The sequence below is a fragment of the Streptomyces sp. NBC_00203 genome, assembly GCF_045206325.1.
GTDB lineage: Bacteria > Actinomycetota > Actinomycetes > Streptomycetales > Streptomycetaceae > Streptomyces > Streptomyces lutosisoli.
Genome location: NZ_CP108126.1, coordinates 4,576,637 through 4,593,569, shown reverse-complemented (window position 1 = coordinate 4,593,569; position 16,933 = coordinate 4,576,637). Strand labels below are relative to the sequence as shown.

General features: G+C 72.6%; 17 protein-coding genes. All 17 read left to right on the top strand.

The features are described 5' to 3' along the window. Window positions 1–9 precede the first annotated feature (9 nt). The 17 genes from OG975_RS20495 to OG975_RS20415 all read left to right on the top strand — a co-directional run bounded on the left by OG975_RS20495 (window position 10) and on the right by OG975_RS20415 (window position 16,901). A complete protein-coding gene (locus OG975_RS20495; protein WP_406330744.1) occupies window positions 10–945 on the top strand; it encodes an aromatase/cyclase in 936 nt (311 codons plus the stop codon). A 2-nt stretch (window positions 946–947) separates the two neighbouring features. Beyond that, window positions 948–3,278 (top strand): SDR family oxidoreductase, encoded by a 2,331-nt coding sequence (locus tag OG975_RS20490; RefSeq protein WP_406330743.1) that lies wholly within the window; start codon window positions 948–950, stop codon window positions 3,276–3,278. A 350-nt stretch (window positions 3,279–3,628) separates the two neighbouring features. Beyond that, window positions 3,629–4,006 (top strand): acyl carrier protein, encoded by a 378-nt coding sequence (locus OG975_RS20485; RefSeq protein ID WP_406330742.1) that lies wholly within the window; start codon window positions 3,629–3,631, stop codon window positions 4,004–4,006. Beyond that, window positions 4,003–4,884 carry a 4'-phosphopantetheinyl transferase family protein gene (locus OG975_RS20480; RefSeq protein WP_406330741.1) on the top strand — a complete coding sequence of 294 codons (882 nt, stop codon included), beginning with the start codon at window positions 4,003–4,005 and terminating at the stop codon, window positions 4,882–4,884. The genes OG975_RS20485 and OG975_RS20480 overlap by 4 nt, the downstream gene beginning before the upstream one ends. Then, entirely contained in the window at window positions 4,881–5,837 is a 957-nt protein-coding gene (locus tag OG975_RS20475; protein ID WP_406330740.1) for an ACP S-malonyltransferase, read from the top strand. Before OG975_RS20480 ends, OG975_RS20475 begins: the two co-directional genes overlap by 4 nt. Window positions 5,838–5,854: 17 nt before the next feature. Continuing rightward, entirely contained in the window at window positions 5,855–7,420 is a 1,566-nt protein-coding gene (locus OG975_RS20470) for an acyl-CoA carboxylase subunit beta (RefSeq protein ID WP_406330739.1), read from the top strand. A gap of 20 nt (window positions 7,421–7,440) precedes the next feature. Further along, on the top strand, window positions 7,441–7,698 hold the full coding sequence (locus tag OG975_RS20465; RefSeq protein WP_406330738.1) for an acyl-CoA carboxylase epsilon subunit: 258 nt from the start codon (window positions 7,441–7,443) through the stop codon (window positions 7,696–7,698). A 103-nt stretch (window positions 7,699–7,801) separates the two neighbouring features. Continuing rightward, a complete protein-coding gene (locus OG975_RS20460; RefSeq protein ID WP_406330736.1) occupies window positions 7,802–8,377 on the top strand; it encodes a nuclear transport factor 2 family protein in 576 nt (191 codons plus the stop codon). Window positions 8,378–8,384: 7 nt separating this feature from the next. Next, a complete protein-coding gene (locus OG975_RS20455; protein WP_406330735.1) occupies window positions 8,385–9,323 on the top strand; it encodes an alpha/beta hydrolase family protein in 939 nt (312 codons plus the stop codon). 56 nt (window positions 9,324–9,379) lie between these two features. Next, window positions 9,380–9,898, top strand: a complete 519-nt coding sequence (locus OG975_RS20450; protein WP_406330734.1) for a nuclear transport factor 2 family protein — start codon at window positions 9,380–9,382, stop codon at window positions 9,896–9,898. Next, complete coding sequence (locus tag OG975_RS20445; protein ID WP_406330733.1) at window positions 9,895–10,038, top strand: hypothetical protein; 144 nt, start codon at window positions 9,895–9,897, stop codon at window positions 10,036–10,038. Before OG975_RS20450 ends, OG975_RS20445 begins: the two co-directional genes overlap by 4 nt. Before the next feature lie 164 nt (window positions 10,039–10,202). Beyond that, window positions 10,203–11,270: a glucose-1-phosphate thymidylyltransferase gene (locus OG975_RS20440; RefSeq protein WP_406330732.1), complete on the top strand. Its 1,068-nt coding sequence runs from the start codon at window positions 10,203–10,205 to the stop codon at window positions 11,268–11,270. Beyond that, window positions 11,267–12,256 carry a dTDP-glucose 4,6-dehydratase gene (gene rfbB, locus OG975_RS20435; RefSeq protein WP_327429430.1) on the top strand — a complete coding sequence of 330 codons (990 nt, stop codon included), beginning with the start codon at window positions 11,267–11,269 and terminating at the stop codon, window positions 12,254–12,256. The genes OG975_RS20440 and rfbB overlap by 4 nt, the downstream gene beginning before the upstream one ends. After that, the gene (locus OG975_RS20430) at window positions 12,253–13,182 is read left to right on the top strand and encodes an NAD-dependent epimerase/dehydratase family protein (RefSeq protein WP_406330731.1); all 930 of its coding nucleotides are present in this window, start codon (window positions 12,253–12,255) and stop codon (window positions 13,180–13,182) included. The genes rfbB and OG975_RS20430 overlap by 4 nt, the downstream gene beginning before the upstream one ends. Window positions 13,183–13,231: 49 nt before the next feature. Continuing rightward, window positions 13,232–14,536: a lipopolysaccharide biosynthesis protein RfbH gene (gene rfbH / locus OG975_RS20425; protein WP_406330730.1), complete on the top strand. Its 1,305-nt coding sequence runs from the start codon at window positions 13,232–13,234 to the stop codon at window positions 14,534–14,536. Further along, complete coding sequence (locus tag OG975_RS20420; protein WP_406330728.1) at window positions 14,533–15,924, top strand: NDP-hexose 2,3-dehydratase family protein; 1,392 nt, start codon at window positions 14,533–14,535, stop codon at window positions 15,922–15,924. Before rfbH ends, OG975_RS20420 begins: the two co-directional genes overlap by 4 nt. After that, window positions 15,924–16,901 (top strand): Gfo/Idh/MocA family protein, encoded by a 978-nt coding sequence (locus tag OG975_RS20415; protein ID WP_406330727.1) that lies wholly within the window; start codon window positions 15,924–15,926, stop codon window positions 16,899–16,901. Before OG975_RS20420 ends, OG975_RS20415 begins: the two co-directional genes overlap by 1 nt. Window positions 16,902–16,933: the final 32 nt, after the last annotated feature.

Genomic DNA, 16,933 nt, shown 5'->3' with positions numbered 1-16,933 from the left:
GAGTTCACGATGACCACCCGTGAGGTCGAGCACGAGATCACCGTCTCGGCGCCGGCCGAGGCCGTCTACCGTCTCATCGCCGAGGTGCGCAACTGGCCGCGGATCTTCCCGCCCACCATCTACGTCGACCAGGTCGAGGAGGACGGGAACACCGAGCGCATCCGCATCTGGGCCACCGCCAACGGCGAGGCCAAGAACTGGACCTCGCGCCGCGTCCTGGACCCGCGGAAGCTGCGCATCGAGTTCCGCCAGGAGGTCAGCACCCCGCCGGTCGCGGCGATGGGCGGCACCTGGATCATCGAGCCCGTCTCGGCGACCGAGTCCCGGGTGCGGCTGCTGCACGACTACCGCGCCGTCGACGACGACCCCAAGGGCCTGGAGTGGATCGACGAGGCCGTCGACCGCAACTCCCGCTCCGAGCTCGCCGCCCTGAAGACGAACGTCGAACTCGCCCACGCCGCCGAGGACCTGACCTTCTCCTTCGAGGACACCGTGCCGATCGCCGGCTCGGCCAAGGACGTCTACGACTTCATCAACGACGCCCACCTGTGGTCCGAGCGGCTGCCGCACGTGGCGACCGTACGGCTGGAGGAGGACACCCCCGGCCTGCAGTCGCTGGAGATGGACACCCGCGCGAAGGACGGCTCGACGCACACCACCAAGTCGTACCGGGTGACCTTCCCGCACCAGAAGATCGCCTACAAGCAGGTCACGCTGCCCGCGCTGATGACCCTGCACACCGGCTACTGGACGTTCGCCGACACGGCCGACGGCGTCGCCGCCTCCTCGCAGCACACCGTCACCATCAACACCGAGAACATCGCGAAGATCCTCGGTGCGGACGCCACCGTCGAGGACGCGAAGACGTTCGTACAGGACGCCCTGAGCACCAACAGCCGCGCCACCCTCGGCCACGCCAAGGACTACGCGGAAGCCAGGGCCTGACGATGGCTCAGGACTGCATCACCACACAGGTGATCGTGGTCGGCGCGGGTCCGGTCGGGCTGATGCTCGCCGGTGAGCTGCGGCTCGGCGGCGCGGACGTCGTGGTCCTGGAGCAGCTCGACGCGCCGACCACGGAGTCCCGGGCGTCCACCCTGCACGCCCGCACCATGGAGATCCTCGACGGCCGGGGCCTGCTGGACCCGCTGGGCGAGATCCCGGACGAGCCGCGCGGCCACTTCGGCGGCCTCCCGCTCGACCTCACCCTGCCCAGCCCGTATCCCGGCCAGTGGAAGGTCCCGCAGACCCGGCTGGAGGAACTGCTCGGGGAGTGGGCCGCCCGCCTCGGCGCCGAGGTGCGGCGCGGCCACCGGCTGACCGGTGTCACGGTCACCGACGAAGGCGTCGACGCCGAGGTGCGCGGCCCGGACGGGCGGACGGCGCTCTTCCGGGCCGCGTACCTGGTGGGCTGTGACGGCGAGGACAGTGCCGTACGCCTGCTGGGCGGCTTCGCGTTCCCCGGCACCGACGCCGTACGCGAGCTGCTGCGCGCCGACGTGGCCGGCATCGACGTACCCAACCGGCGGTTCGAGCGGCTTCCGGCCGGACTCGCCATCGCGGCCCGGCGTCCCGACGGCGTGACCCGGGTGATGGTGCACGAGTTCGGCGCCAGGCCGCGCCCCGGGCAGCCGGAGTTCACCGATGTCGTGGACGCGTGGAAGCGGGTCACCGGCGAGGACATCGGCGGCGGCACACCGCTGTGGGTGAACTCCTTCGGCGACGCCGCGCGGCAGGCCACCGCCTACCGCAGCGGACCCCTGCTGCTGGCCGGCGACGCCGCCCACCGGCAGATGCCGATCGGCGGCCAGGCCCTCAACCTGGGGCTCCAGGACGCCGTCAACCTCGGCTGGAAGCTGGCCGCCCAGGTCACCGGGCGCGCCCCCGGGGACCTGCTGGACAGCTACCACGCCGAACGGCACCCGGTCGGCGCCCGGGTCCTGGGCAACATCGCCGCCCAGGCCCGGCTGCTGCTCGGCGGCACCGAGGTGAACGCCCTGCGCGAGGTGCTCGCCGAACTGATCCCGTTCGAGAACGTCCGCACCCGGCTGGCCGGCATGATCTCCGGCCTCGACATCGCCTACGACACGGGCACGGACGCGGACACCGGCGCGGGCGACCGTCCCGAGGCCGGGCGCCGGCTGCCGCCCCGCGACGTCACGGTCGACGGCACACCCGTCGGCACCGCCGAACTGCTGCGCGCCGGGCAGGGCGTGCTCGTCCTGCCGCACGGCGACACCGCGCTGCGCGCCGCCGCCGCGCCCTGGGCGCAGCTCGTGCGCGTCGCGGACGGCGGCCCCGAGGACACCGACGCCCTGCTCGTACGGCCCGACGGCTATGTCGCGTGGGCCGGGACCTCGGCATCGGGAGCCACCGGCGCGCTGCGGCGCTGGTTCGGCGAACCGTCCGCCGCCACGCGCCCCGCGTCCGTACGCCCGGCGGTCACTGCCACGGCCGCGGTACCGGTGCTCCCGTCCGTGACCGTCACCGCAACCCCGAAGAACTGGAGGACCGACATGCCGAAGCTCAGCGGCAGGACCGCGCTCGTCACGGGATCGAGCCGGGGCATGGGCCGTGCCACGGCCCTGCGCCTGGCACAGGAGGGCGCGCTCGTCGCCGTCCACTACGCCACCGGCAAGGAAGCCGCCGAGGAGGTCGTCGAGCGCATCGAGAAGGACGGCGGCCGTGCCTTCACCGTCCAGGCCCGCCTCGGCGTCCCCGGCGACGTCCACGAGCTGTTCCTGGCGCTCGAAGAGGGCCTGCGGGAGCGCACCGGCGGCACCGCCCTCGACATCCTGGTCAACAACGCCGGAGTGATGGGCGGGGTCAAGCCGGAGGACACCACGCCGGAGAAGTTCGACGAGCTGTTCGCCGTCAACGCCAAGGCGCCGTTCTTCCTCGTCCAGCGCGCGCTGAAGAACATGCCGGACGGCGGCCGGATCATCAGCATCTCCTCCGGCCTGACGCGTGTCGCGAACCCGGACGAGATCGCGTACGCGATGACCAAGGGCGCCGTCGAGCAGCTGACCCTGCACTTCGCCAAGTACCTCGGCCCGCGCGGGATCACGGTCAACAGCGTCGCGCCGGGCATCACGCGCAACGACAACCCGGTCTTCGGCATCCCCGAAGTGGTCGAGCAGATGGCGCAGTTGTCCGCGTTCAACCGGGTCGGCGAGCCCGAGGACATCGCCGACGTGGTCGCCTTCCTCGCCTCCGAGGACGCCCGCTGGATCACCGGCTCCTTCGTGGACGCCACCGGCGGCACCCTCCTCGGCTGAGCCGCGCGGCACGCCCGCGCCCCCGGCGTCGGCGCGAGGTCTCCCCCCGCGCCGACGGGCCGGCCGCCCCTTTCACCCCCCGTCGGGGGCGGCCGGCCCCTTTTCGGCACCTAGGCCCTGTCGTCAAATTCCCGTCTGCCGGGCGACGCCTGGCACGCTCCCCCACTGCCTCAAGGGCGTGGGAGGTGCCCCCTCTCGCCGCACCGGGCGAAAGCCCAAGTACGTCCAGTACGAGGGCTTCCGCCCGGCACGCCGAGAGCACGCACCAGACGCCGCCCGGCCCGCCCTCCGGGCGGACGACGGGAATTTGACGACAGGGCCTAGCCGGACCCTCACTCCAAGGACCCCAGATGACCTTCGAAGCGACCATCGACGGGACGGCCGCCGCCGAACCGCCCGACCCCGCCCGCCTCGCGGCACTCGCCCCCGAGGAGCGGCGGCAGAGCCTCGACCGGTACGTCCGCGACGAGATCGGCCGGCTCCTGGGCATCGCCGCCGACCGCGTCGACACCACCGGCCGCACCATGTACAGCCTCGGCATCGGGTCGATCGCCGGGCTCGAACTCCAGTGCCGTCTGGAGGCGGCCCTGCACGTCACCGTGGACCTGCAACGGCTGTTGCGGGCCAACAGCGCGGCCGAGCTGATCGACTGCCTGGCGGGGCAGCTGGGGCCTGTGTCGGCCCTGGGCCCGGACGGCGCCCACCAGCGGTCTGCGGTACCGGCATGACGGCCCCGGCCGCTCCACCGGCGCCGTACGGCACGGCACTGCCGTCGCCGGTGTTCACCGTCTCGTCCGACCGGCTCGACCTGTGGCTGATCCGCAGCCCCGCCGTCGGTGACGTGAGCGCCCTCGACCTGTCCGAACTCGACGACACGGAGCGGTCCAAGGCCGAGGCCTTCCTCCGCCCGGCCGACGGGCTGCTCTACGCGAGTGCTCATATCGGGCTGCGCCGCCTGCTGGGCCGCTACACCGGCCGGCGTCCCGAGGACGTGCGGTTCGGGTGCGAGCCGTGCCCCGGCTGCGGCGGACCGCACGGCCGCCCCGTCGTGGCGGACCACCCGCCGCCCCTGCACTTCTCGCTCTCCCACAGCTCCGGCGTGGCCCTGGTGGGCGTCGCCGCCGTACCCGTCGGCGTGGACGTGGAGAAACTGCCGAGCAAGGAGCGGGCCGACGTCTGCGCGCAGTCGCTGCACCCGGACGAGCGCGCCGAACTCGCCGCGGCCCAACCGGGCGACCGCGAGGGCCGGTTCGGCCGGTTGTGGACCCGCAAGGAGGCCTACCTCAAGGGCCTGGGGACCGGTCTGAGCCGCAGTCTGGCCGCCGACTACCTGGGCCTGCGCGCCGAGAGGCACCCGGCCGGGTGGACGGTGCTCGACCTTCCCTGCTTCCCGACCCACGCGGCCGCGGCCGCCGTACGCCGTCCCGCGCCCGCCGAGGCCCGGGTGCGCTGCGTCCCGGAGCGCTGGCTGGACGCCTCGGACGCCTGGCTGACGGAGGACGCCCCGGAGGCGGTGCGGGTGAACCTCGCCGCGGCGGTTCCGGTCACCTCCCCGGCGGTCCTCCCGGCCCGCCTCACGAACGACGGAAAGGACGCGATCGGATGACCCGTACCGCCTTCGTCTTCTCCGGCCTCGGCCCGTACCGCGTGGGCATGGCGGAGTCCCTGCTCGCGCACCGGCCCGGCCTCGCCGCGACGTACTTCCGCGCGGCCGACGACCTCCTCGGCATCCCGCTGACCCGGCTGTGCCGGGAGGGCCCCGCCCACCACTTCGCCGACCCGGCGGTCGCCCATCCGGCGGCCTTCGTGACCGGCCTCGCGGCCCTGGAGGTGCTGCGCGCCGAGGGCGTGCGGCCCGACATCGTCGCCGGGCACGGCCTGGGCGAGTACACCGCCCTGGTCGCCGCGGGCGTCCTGGAGTGGCCCGACGCGCTGGTGCTGGTGCGGCTGCACGCCGAGCTCGTGGCCACGGCCGGCGACCGGGTGCCGGGCGCCATGGCCGCGGTCGAGGGCCTCGACGCGGCCACGGTGGCACGGCTGTGCGCCGAGTCCACGGCGGCCGGCCGGCTCGTGGAGATCGCCTGCGAGAACGGCCCCGGACACACCGTCGTGTCCGGCAAGGCGGCCGGCGTGGACCGGCTGGCGCGAGCCGCCGAGGCCGCCGGCGCCACCCGCACCGCCCGGCTGCCCGTCGGCGGGCCGTTCCACTCCGGCCTGCTCGGCACTTGCGTGGCGGAGTTCACCGAGGCGCTCGTGGAGACCGAGTTCCACGACCCGAAGGTGCCCGTCGTCTCCAGCGTCACCGCCCGGCCGGTGACCAGCGCGGGCCGGGCCGTCGTGGCCCTGGGCGACCAGCTCACCGCACCCGTGCGGTGGACGGACACCGTGCGGCGGCTCCTGGCCCTGGGCACCAGGCGGTTCGTGGAAGCCGGCCCCGGACCCGTGCTGGACGGCTCGATCCGCCGTCTCGCCCCCGGCGCCGACGTCCAGGTGACCGGCACCGTCCCCGGGCTGCGCCTGGCCCTGGAGGCGGCGGCGCCCGCAGCCATCCCCGTCTGAACCCCGTGGAGGACCACATGCCCGACGCAACCGAGACCATACGGAACCGCATCGACGAGCTGACCGACCGCAAGCGCACCGCGCAGGACGGCCCGAGCCCCGCCGCCACCGAACGCCAGCACGCCAAGGGCAAGCTGACCGCGCACGAGCGGATCGCGCTGCTGCTGGACAAGGGATCGTTCAACGAGGTGGAGTCGCTGCGCCGGCACCGGGCGACCGGCTTCGGCCTGGAGGACAAGAAGCCGTACGGCGACGGCGTCGTCACCGGCTGGGGGACCGTCCACGGCCGCACGGTCTTCGTCTACGCCCATGACTTCCGGGTGTTCGGCGGTGCGCTCGGCGAGGCGCACGCCCAGAAGATCCACAAGATCATGGATCTGGCCGAGGCGGCCGGCGCGCCCCTAGTGTCGCTCAACGACGGCGCGGGCGCCCGTATCCAGGAGGGCGTCACCGCGCTCGCCGGCTACGGCGGCATCTTCCGGCGCAACACCAAGTCCTCGGGAGTCATCCCGCAGATCTCGGTGATGCTCGGCCCGTGCGCGGGCGGCGCCGCCTACTCGCCCGCCCTCACCGACTTCGTCTTCATGGTCCGCGAGACCTCGCAGATGTTCATCACCGGGCCGGACGTCGTCAAGGCGGTCACCGGTGAGGAGATCACCCAGAACGGGCTGGGCGGCGCCGATGTGCACGCGAGCACCTCGGGCGTGGCCCACTTCGCGTACGACGACGAGGAGCACTGCCTGGAGGACGTGCGCTACCTGCTGTCGCTGCTGCCCTCCAACAACCGCGAACTGGCGCCCGTCGAGCGGTCGGGCGACCCCGTGGACCGGCTCAACGACCGGCTCCTGGAGCTGGTTCCGACCGAGCCGGGCCAGGCGTACGACATCCGCGCGGTGATCGAGGAGATCGTCGACGACGGCGAGTACTTCGAGGTACACCCGGCCTGGGCGACCAACATCGTCTGCGCCCTGACCCGGCTCGACGGCCAGGTGGCCGGCATCGTCGCCAACCAGCCCGCCAGCATGGCCGGCGTACTGGACATCGAGGCGTCCGAGAAGGCCGCCCGGTTCGTACAGTTCTGCGACGCGTTCAACATTCCGCTGGTCACCCTGGTCGACGTGCCGGGCTTCCTGCCGGGTGTGGACCAGGAGCACAACGGCATCATCCGGCGCGGCGCCAAGCTGCTGTTCGCCTACTGCAACGCGACCGTCCCGCGGATCTCCCTGGTGCTGCGCAAGGCGTACGGCGGCGCGTACATCGTCATGGACTCCCGTTCGATCGGCGCCGACCTGTCCCTCGCCTGGCCCACCAACGAGATCGCGGTGATGGGCGCCGAGGGCGCCGCGAACGTCGTCTTCCGGCGGGAGATCAACGCGGCCGACGACCCGGACGCGGTACGGGCCGAGCGCATCGCCGAGTACAAGTCCGAGCTGATGCACCCCTACTACGCGGCCGAACGCGGACTCGTCGACGACGTCATCGACCCGCGCGAGACCCGCTCGGTGCTGATCCGCTCGCTGGAGATGCTCCGCGCCAAACACGCCGACCTGCCGTCGCGCAAGCACGGCAACCCCCCGCAGTGACCACCGTGAGGACACCGCCCGTGACCATCCCCGCCACCGACCCGGCCGGCACCGGGCCCGCCGACACCATCCGCGTCGAGCGCGGCGTGCCCACCGACGAGGAACTCGCCGCGCTCGCGCTGGTGCTGATGGCCCGCTCGTGCGGCGGCTCCGGCGAGGAGGAGACACCGGGGCACTGCCCGACGGCCCCCTGGCGGGTGCCGGGCCACCGGGTCGCCCGCAGCTGGCGGGCCGCGCCCGCGCCCGCCGCCCCGGCCGTCTCCGCGCGGCGCCCGTGATGCCGGGCGCGGTCGCCCGGCTCACCTGGGCGGCCATCACCCTGGCCGCCCTTCTGGCGGTCGCCGGCCCCAGTCTGTGAAACCGAGTGAGGGAGTGAAAGACGTGACGACCGTGGCACCGCACCACCCCACCCCCGTCCTGACCGGCGCCGCGGCCGGGCAGGACACCACCGCCGCGCACGCGCTGGCCGACGAGGTCGCGGCCCTGCGCCGCGAGGTGCGCGACCTGCGCGACCGCGCCGAGATCAGCGATCTGATCGGCCGTTACACGGTCCTGCTGGACACCCAGGACGAGGACGGCTTCGACGGGACCTGGCCGGCCTCCGTCTTCACCGACGACGTACGGCTGCACTTCCCCATCGGCGTCCACGAAGGGATCCCGGGCGTCGCCGAGTTCCACTACCGGGCCAAGCTGCGGTTCGACCGCACGATCCACCTGAGCTCGAACCACGCGGTCCGGCTGGACGGCGACCGGGCGCGGGTGCGCTGCCACATGCACGCCACGCATGTGCACCACCCCTCGCCCGAGGCGCCGGACCGGATCGGCGCGCTGTTCGCGATCGGCGGCCACGGCGAGGGCGAGGCCGTCCGCACCCCCCGGGGCTGGCGGATCCGCGAGTGGGGCTTCCACCTCACCTGGGCCGACGGACCCGGTCCGGACGGCACACCGGTGCTGTGAGCCGGACGTGAGTGAACTGCTCGTCCCCGAACGGCACTCCACCGTCGCCGCTCCCACCGTTCACGACATCGTCCTCGACGCCGACGGCGTCCAGCTCTCCGGGCTGCTCGCCGAGCCGGCGGGGCACCCGCCGCGCGCCGTGGTGGTCGCCGTGCACGGCAGCGGTATGCGCGCCGGCTACTTCGACAGCCGGGCCTGCGCGGGGCTGTCGCTGCTGGCCACCGGGGCCGGGCTCGGCTACACCGTGCTGTCCGTGGACCGCCCCGGCTACGGCCTGTCGGCGGACCGGCTGCCGGAGGGGCTTCCGCTGGCCGAGCAGGCGCGCGTCCTGCACGCCGCGCTGGCAGCCTTCGCCCGCACCCATTCCGTCGGCGCCGGGTTCTTCGTCGTCGGCCACTCCAACGGCGGCAAACTGGCGCTGGCCACCGCCGCCCACGAGGACGGCACCGAGCTGCTCGGGGTGGACGTCTCCGGGATCGGCACCCGGCTCGCCGTCACCGCCGACCAGCTGCCCGGGCTCGCCGGACACGGCGACTGGCGGCGGCACTGGGGCGCCCTGCGGCTGTATCCGCCGGACGCCTTCCGGCTCGGCCGCGCGCTGGTGTCGGCCGTGCCCGCCGCCGAGGTGCGCGAGGCACTGGCCTGGCCGCGCGCGTACCCGTCGCTCGCCGCCCGGATCAGGGTCCCGGTCCGGTTCACCTTCGCCGAGCAGGAGCGGTGGTGGCGCTTCGACGAGGCCGCCGTCGCCGAGCTGCGCCGCCCGCTGGCCGCGCCGAAGGTGACGGTCGACCAACTCCCCGACGCCGGCCACAACATCAGCCTCGGCTGGGCGGCCCGCACCTACCACCTGCGGGTCCTGGGCTTCCTGGAGGAGTGCCTGCTGGCCCGCGACGCGGCCCCGCCCGCCCTCCGCACGCCCGACGCGGGCCGCGCCAAGAAGACGTAGCCGAGAAGCCGAGAAGACGTAGAAGACGACCGAAAAAGACGTGACAAGGAGACCCCATGGCTTCGTTCACCTCGACTCCCGCGGCCGCCCCGCCGCTCCCGGCCGCCGCGGACACCGCGTCGGCCACCCGGCTCGCCGCACTGGAGGAGCGGCTGAGCGCCCTGGAGGACCAGGCCCAACTGACCGCTCTGGTCGACCGGTTCGTCCACGGACTCGACAATCCGGGCCCGCTGACCGAGGACTGGTACCGCACGCTGCTCACCGAGCAGGTCCGGCTGAACCTGCCCAACGGCACCCACGCGGGCATCACCGGTCTGCCCGAGTTCCTGGCCGCCCCCAAGGCGTTCTTCGCGGGCAACCAGCACTACGCCACCAACTGTGCCGTCGACGTCGACGGCGACCGGGCCACGGCACACGCCAACCTCCACGCCATACACATCCCGCTCGACGACTCCGCCCCGCTGTTCACCGGCGGCGCCCACTACGACGTACGGGCCGAGCGCACCCCCGGGGGCTGGCGCATCGCGGAGCTGACCGTGAGCGTGCTGTGGACCGCGCAAGGAGTACGCGGATGACTCCCGGCCTCCTGGAGAAACCCAGCCTCCAGGAGGACGACGGGCACGTGTCGGCCGAGCCCGGCACCGAGCGGCCGGCGCTGCTCGCGGGCGAGGAACGCGACGTCCCCGACCGGCACATCTTCCGCGGCACCGACTGAGAACTTTCCGTTTTCTGACGCTTCTTTGAACCACTTGTCACGGAGCGCGGAGGCGAGACGAAAACTCACCGGAATCTGTAGGGATCCGCCTTCCCCCGCGTCCGCCCATCGAAGAAGAATTTTCGGCAACGTCCCCGGAATCGGGGCGAGAGGAAGAATCTGCCATGAAAGCTCTGGTGTTGTCGGGCGGGTCGGGGACCCGTCTGCGGCCCTTCAGCTATTCCATGCCGAAGCAGCTCATCCCGATAGCCAACAAGCCGGTTCTCGAGCACGTTCTGGAGAATGTGCGGAACCTTGGCGTCACCGAGGTCGGGATCATCGTCGGCGACCGTGCGGCGCAGATCAGCGCGGTCATCGGCGACGGCGCCCGGCTCGGGCTGAGCATCACGTACATTCAGCAGGAGGAACCGCTGGGCCTGGCCCACTGTGTCTCGCTGGCCCAGGAATTCCTGGGCGACGACGACTTCGTCATGTACCTCGGCGACAACATGCTGCCGGACGGCGTCGAGGCCATCGCACGGGAATTCGCCGAGCAGCGTCCCGCGGCCCAGATCGTGGTGCACAAGGTGGCCGATCCGCGCGCCTTCGGTGTCGCGGAACTCGGCCAGGACGGCCGCGTCGAACAGCTCGTGGAAAAGCCGGAACACCCGCGCAGCGACCTCGCCCTCGTAGGCGTGTACTTCTTCACGCCCGCCATCCACGAGGCGGTGGCCGCGATCAGCCCCAGCGCCCGCGGCGAGCTGGAGATCACCGACGCCATCCAGTGGCTGGTCACCCGCGGCGACCAGGTCACCGCCAGCACGTACGACGGCTACTGGAAGGACACCGGCCGCGCCGACGACGTCCTGGACTGCAACCGCAAGCTCCTGGACGGGCTGACGCACTCCGTGCGCGGCCAGGTCGACGAGGCCAGCGTCCTGATCGGGCCGGTCGTCGTCGAGGAGGGCGCCCGGGTGATCGGCTCGCACATCGTGGGACCGGCCATCATCGGCGCCGGCACCCTGGTCGAGCACAGCCACATCGGCCCGGACACCTCCATCGGCCGCGACTGCGTGCTGCGCCGCACCCACCTCGACTTCTCCATCGCCCTCGAAGGCGCGACGGTCACCGATGTGCGCGGCCTGCACGGCTCGCTCATCGGCCGCATGGCCATCATCGGCCCCGCCGACGGGCGCACCCCGCACCACCGGCTGGTCGTCGGCGACCACACCACGATCGAGGTCGCGGCATGAGGATCCTGGTCACCGGCGGCGCCGGTTTCATCGGCTCGCACTACGCGCGCACCCTGCTGGACGGCGGATACGACGAGTACGAGGGGTTCGCGGACGCCCGCGTCACCGTCCTGGACAAACTGAGCTACGCGGGCAACCGCGACAACCTCCCGCTCCACCACCCGCGGCTGGACTTCGTCGAGGGCAGCGTCTGCGACCTGCCCCTGCTGCTGGACCTGCTGCCCGGGCACGACGCCGTGGTGCACTTCGCGGCCGAGTCGCACGTGGACCGGTCCCTGGAGTTCGCCGCCGACTTCGTCCGCACCAACGTGGGCGGCACCCAGGCACTGCTGGAGGCCTGCCTGCGCACCGGTGTGCCGCGGGTCGTGCACGTCTCCACCGACGAGGTGTACGGGACGATCGACGAGGGCTCGTGGACCGAGGAGTGGCCGCTGCTGCCCAACTCCCCGTACGCGGCCTCCAAGGCGGCCTCCGACCTGATCGCCCGCTCCTACTGGCGCACCCACGGCGTCGACCTGTCGATCACCCGCTGCTCCAACAACTACGGGCCCCACCAGCACCCCGAGAAACTCATCCCGCTGTTCGTCACCAACCTCCTGGAGGGCCGTCCGCTGCCGCTGTACGGCGACGGCGCCAATGTGCGGGAGTGGCTGCACGTGGACGACCACTGCCGGGCCATCCAGCTGGTGCTGACCCGGGGCCGGGCCGGCGAGATCTACAACGTGGGCGGCGGCAACGAGCAGACCAACCGCGACATCACCGAGCGGCTGCTGGACCTGTGCGGGGCCGACTGGTCGGCGGTCCGCCCGGTCGCCGACCGGCTGGGCCACGACCGGCGCTACTCGCTCGACGAGACCAAGATCCGCACCGAGCTCGGCTACGCGCCGCGCATCCCCTTCGAGCGGGGCCTGGCCGACACCGTCACCTGGTACCGCGACAACCCGCAGTGGTGGAAGGCCGGCAAGGACCGGGCGGGGCAGGCGTGAGGGGCCGCGACGTCGTGGTGCTCGGCGCCACCGGCTTCCTGGGGCGTCATATCGCCGACGCCTTCGAGGCCGCGGGCGACCGGGTGCTGCGGGTGTCGCGGAGCGCGCCACCGGGAGCCCCGGGGCGCCGGGCCGCGATCGACCTCGCCGCCGCCACGACGGCCGAGCTGGCCGCCTTTCTCGCGGCGCACCGGCCCGACGTGGTGGTGAACGCCGCGGGCACCGTGTGGCAGGCCGACGAGCGGCGGATGCGCGAACTCAACGACGCGTTCGTGCGCCGCCTCGTCGCGGCCCTGCCCCAACTGCCCTGGCCCGTACGGCTGGTCCAGCTCGGCAGCGTGCACGAGTACGGCCCGGCCCCGGCCGGCGTCCCGCTCACCGAGGACCGCGAGCCCGCCCCCACCGGCACCTACGGCCGCACCAAGCTGAGCGGCACCCGGTGGGTGCTCGGCGCCGCACAGGAGGGACTGGACGCGGTCGTCGTCCGCGTGGCCAACGCGTGCGGGCCCGGCGCGCCGCCCGAGAGCCTGCTCGGCAAGGTGGCCGTCGAACTGGCCCGCCAGGCCGACCGGAGGGACCCCGCGGGCGAACTGCGGCTGTCCCCGTTGCGGGCCCGGCGCGACTTCGTCGACGTACGCGACGTGGCCGACGCGGTCGTCGCGGCGGCCGGCGCCGACCGAGGCGCGGCCGCCGGCCGGATCGTCAACGTCGGCCGCGGCGAGGCCGTTCCGGTGCGCCGCCTGGTGGACCGGATGGTCACCCTCAGCGGACTCCCGGTGCGGCTCGTGGAGCAGGAGGCCCCGGACGGGACGCGCGCCGCCCCTGAGTGGCAGCAGACCGACATCGCACTCGCCGGACGCCTGCTGAGCTGGCGGCCCCGGCGCGAACTGGACGAATCGCTGCGAGACCTGCTCGCAGCCGTGTGAACCCCCATCAGACACAGGCTCTCAGCGACAAGAGGCAGGAAAGGCGACGATGAGCGTCCACAAAGAACTGGTTCTGGACGAGGTCCGCAAGTACCACCGCGACACCCTCGCAGACGACGGATTCATCCCCGGCACCACCGAGATCTGGCCGTCCGGCGCCGTGCTGGACGAGGAGGACCGGGTGGCGCTGGTCGAGGCCGCGCTGGACCTGCGGATCGCGGCGGGGCGCAGCTCACGCATGTTCGAGTCCCGGTTCGCGCGCCGGATGAAGCGCCGCAAGGCCCATCTGACCAACTCCGGCTCCTCGGCCAACCTGCTCGCGACCACCGCGCTCACCTCGCACCTGCTGGAGGACACCAGGCTGCGCCCCGGCGACGAGGTGATCACGGTCGCGGCCGGCTTCCCCACCACCGTCAACCCGATCCTGCAGAACGGTCTCGTCCCGGTCTTCGTCGACATCGAGCTCGGCACCTACAACACCACGGCGGACCGGGTCGCCGCGGCCATCGGCCCGAAGACCCGCGCGATCATCATCGCGCACGCGCTCGGCAACCCCTTCGAGGTCGCCGAGATCGCCCAGCTCGCCGAGGACCACAACCTGTTCCTCATCGAGGACAACTGCGACGCGGTCGGCGCCACCTACGGCGGACAGCTCACCGGTACCTTCGGCGACTTCACCACGGTCAGCTTCTACCCGGCCCACCACCTGACGATGGGCGAGGGCGGCGTCGTCCTCACCTCGAACCTGGCGCTGGCCCGCATCGTCGAGTCGCTGCGCGACTGGGGCCGGGACTGCTGGTGCGAGCCGGGCGAGAGCAACAAGTGCCTCAAGCGGTTCAACTACCAGATGGGCACCCTGCCGGCCGGGTACGACCACAAGTACATTTTCTCGCACGTCGGTTACAACCTGAAGGCGACCGACCTCCAGGCGGCGCTCGGCCTCACCCAGCTCGCCAAGCTCGACGACTTCATCGACGCCCGCAAGCGCAACTGGCGGCGGCTGCGCGAGGGCCTGGACGGCACCCCGCATCTGCTGCTGCCCGAGGCGACCCCGAACAGCGACCCCAGCTGGTTCGGTTTCGTCCTCACGGTCCAGCCGGACGCGCCGTTCTCCCGGGCCGCGCTGGTCGACTTCCTGGAGGACCGCAAGATCGGCACCCGGCGCCTGTTCGCCGGCAACCTGACCCGGCACCCCGCCTACATAGGCCAGCCGCACCGCGTCGTCGGCGACCTCGCCAACAGCGACGTCGTCACCGAGCAGACCTTCTGGGTCGGCGTCTACCCGGGGCTGACCGACGAGATGCTCGACTACGTCATCTCCTCGGTCAAGGAGTTCGTGGGGGCCAACTCATGAGCACCCTCACCCTGGGGCTTGCTCTCAAGCCCCGCGAGGACACGGAGCTGCCGTCCCGCATCGCGCGCTCCGCGGCGGCCACCACGGGTGCCTGGCTGCGCACCGAGAACTTCGCGGACTGGCTCGAACAGCGCCGTCAGGCCCACCGCTTCGAGGTCGACCGGATCCCGTTCGCGGAGCTCGACGGCTGGTTCTTCCAGCAGGACACCGGCGACCTGGTGCACCACAGCGGGCGCTTCTTCTCCGTACAGGGGCTGCACGTCACCACCGGCGACGGCGCCGTACGCGACTGGCACCAGCCCGTCATCAGCCAGCCCGAGGTCGGCATCCTCGGCATCCTCGTCAAGGAGTTCGACGGCGTCCTGCACTTCCTGATGCAGGCCAAGATGGAGCCCGGCAACCCCAATCTGCTCCAGCTCTCGCCGACCGTGCAGGCGACCCGCAGCAACTACACCAAGGTGCACAAGGGCGCCGACGTGAAGTACATCGAGTACTTCACCGACCCGCGGCGAGGCCGGGTCCACGCCGACGTGCTCCAGTCCGAGCACGGCTCCTGGTTCCTCCACAAGAGCAACCGCAACATGATCGTCGAGGCGGTGGGCGACGTCCCCCTGCACGACGACTTCTGCTGGCTCACCCTCGGTCAGATCGGCGAGCTCCTGCACCGGGACAACGTCATCAACATGGACTCGCGCACCGTCCTGTCCTGCGCGCCCTTCCCGGACGAGACGAACGGCGCCCTGCACTCCGACACGGAGCTGCTGTCCTGGTTCACCGCCGAACGCTCCCGCCACGACGTGAGCGCCGTACGCGTACCGCTGGAAGGTCTGCCCGGCTGGCGGCGCGGCGAGAAGACCATCAGCCACGAGGAGGGCCGCTACTTCGACGTCGTGGCGGTCCGGGTGCAGGCGGGCAGCCGCGAGGTCACCGGCTGGAGCCAGCCGCTGTTCGAGCCGGTCGGCCGCGGCGTCACCGCCTTCCTGACCCGCGACATCGACGGGGTGCCGCACGTCCTGGCGCACGCCCGGGTCGAGGGCGGCTTCCTCGACACGGTCGAGCTGGGCCCCACCGTCCAGTACACGCCCGGCAACCACGCCCATTTGGGCGAGGCGGGCCGGCCCCCCTTCCTCGACCTGGTGCTGGGCGCGAGTGCGGACCGTATCCGCTACGAGGCCGTGCACGCGGAGGAGGGCGGCCGGTTCCTCAACGCCGAGAGCCGCTATCTGATCGTCGAGGCCGACGAGGACGAGGCGCCGCTCGACCCGCCGCCCGGCTACCGCTGGGTCACCCCGGCTCAGCTGACCACGCTCGTCCGGCACGGCCACTACGTCAACGTGCAGGGACGCACCCTGCTGGCCTGCCTGAACGCGATGAGGACACACACCTGATGGCACCCGTTCGGATCGGCGTGCTGGGCTGTGCGGACATCGCCCGCCGCCGCATGCTGCCCGCCATGGCGGCCGCGGAGGGCGTCGAGATCGCCGCGATCGCGAGCCGCGACACGGACCGGGCCCGCAGGCTCGCCCAGCGGTACGGGGCCCGGGCCGTGCACGGCTACGCCGCACTGCTGGAGCGGGACGACGTCGACGCGGTGTACGTGCCGCTGCCCGCCGCGCTGCACGCGCGGTGGACGGAGGCCGCGCTGCGCGCGGGCAAGCATGTGCTCGCGGAGAAGCCGCTCACCACCGATCCGGCGACCACCGCCGAGCTGCTGGCACTGGCCCGGGCGTTCGGCCTGGTCCTGATGGAGAACGTCATGTTCGTCCACCATCCGCAGCACGAGACGGTGCGCGGCTGGATCGCCGACGGTCTGATCGGCGAAGTCCGCGCGTTCCGCGCCGAGTTCGCGATCCCCCGGCTGCCCGACCAGGACATCCGGCACAGCGCGGAACTCGGCGGCGGCGCCCTGCTGGACACCGGGGTGTACCCGGTCCGGGCCGCGCTGCACTTCCTCGGCGACGAACTGCGCGTCCTGAACGCCGTGCTCCACACCGCGCCCGGCCGGTCCGTGGACATCGCGGGCGCGGCACTGCTGAGCACCCCCGGCGGGGTCGGCGTCCAGCTCACGTTCGGGATCGACCACGCCTACGGCTCCCGCTACGAGGTGTGGGGCAGCGAGGGCCGTCTCACGGTCGACCGGGCCTTCACACCCCCCGCCGACCACCGCCCGGTGATCCGCCTGGAGCGGCGGTCCGGCACCGAGCAGCGGGAACTGGAACCCGCCGACCAGGTCCTGGCCGCGGTCGAGGCGTTCGCGGCCGCCGTCACGTCCGGCACCCGGCCCGACGGGCATGTCCTGCGCCAGGCCGAACTCGTCGCGGACATCCAGCGGTCGGCCCGTAACACGTTGTCCACGGTGTCGTGAAGACGCGGCCGGAGGGTAACGGCGAGGGCGGC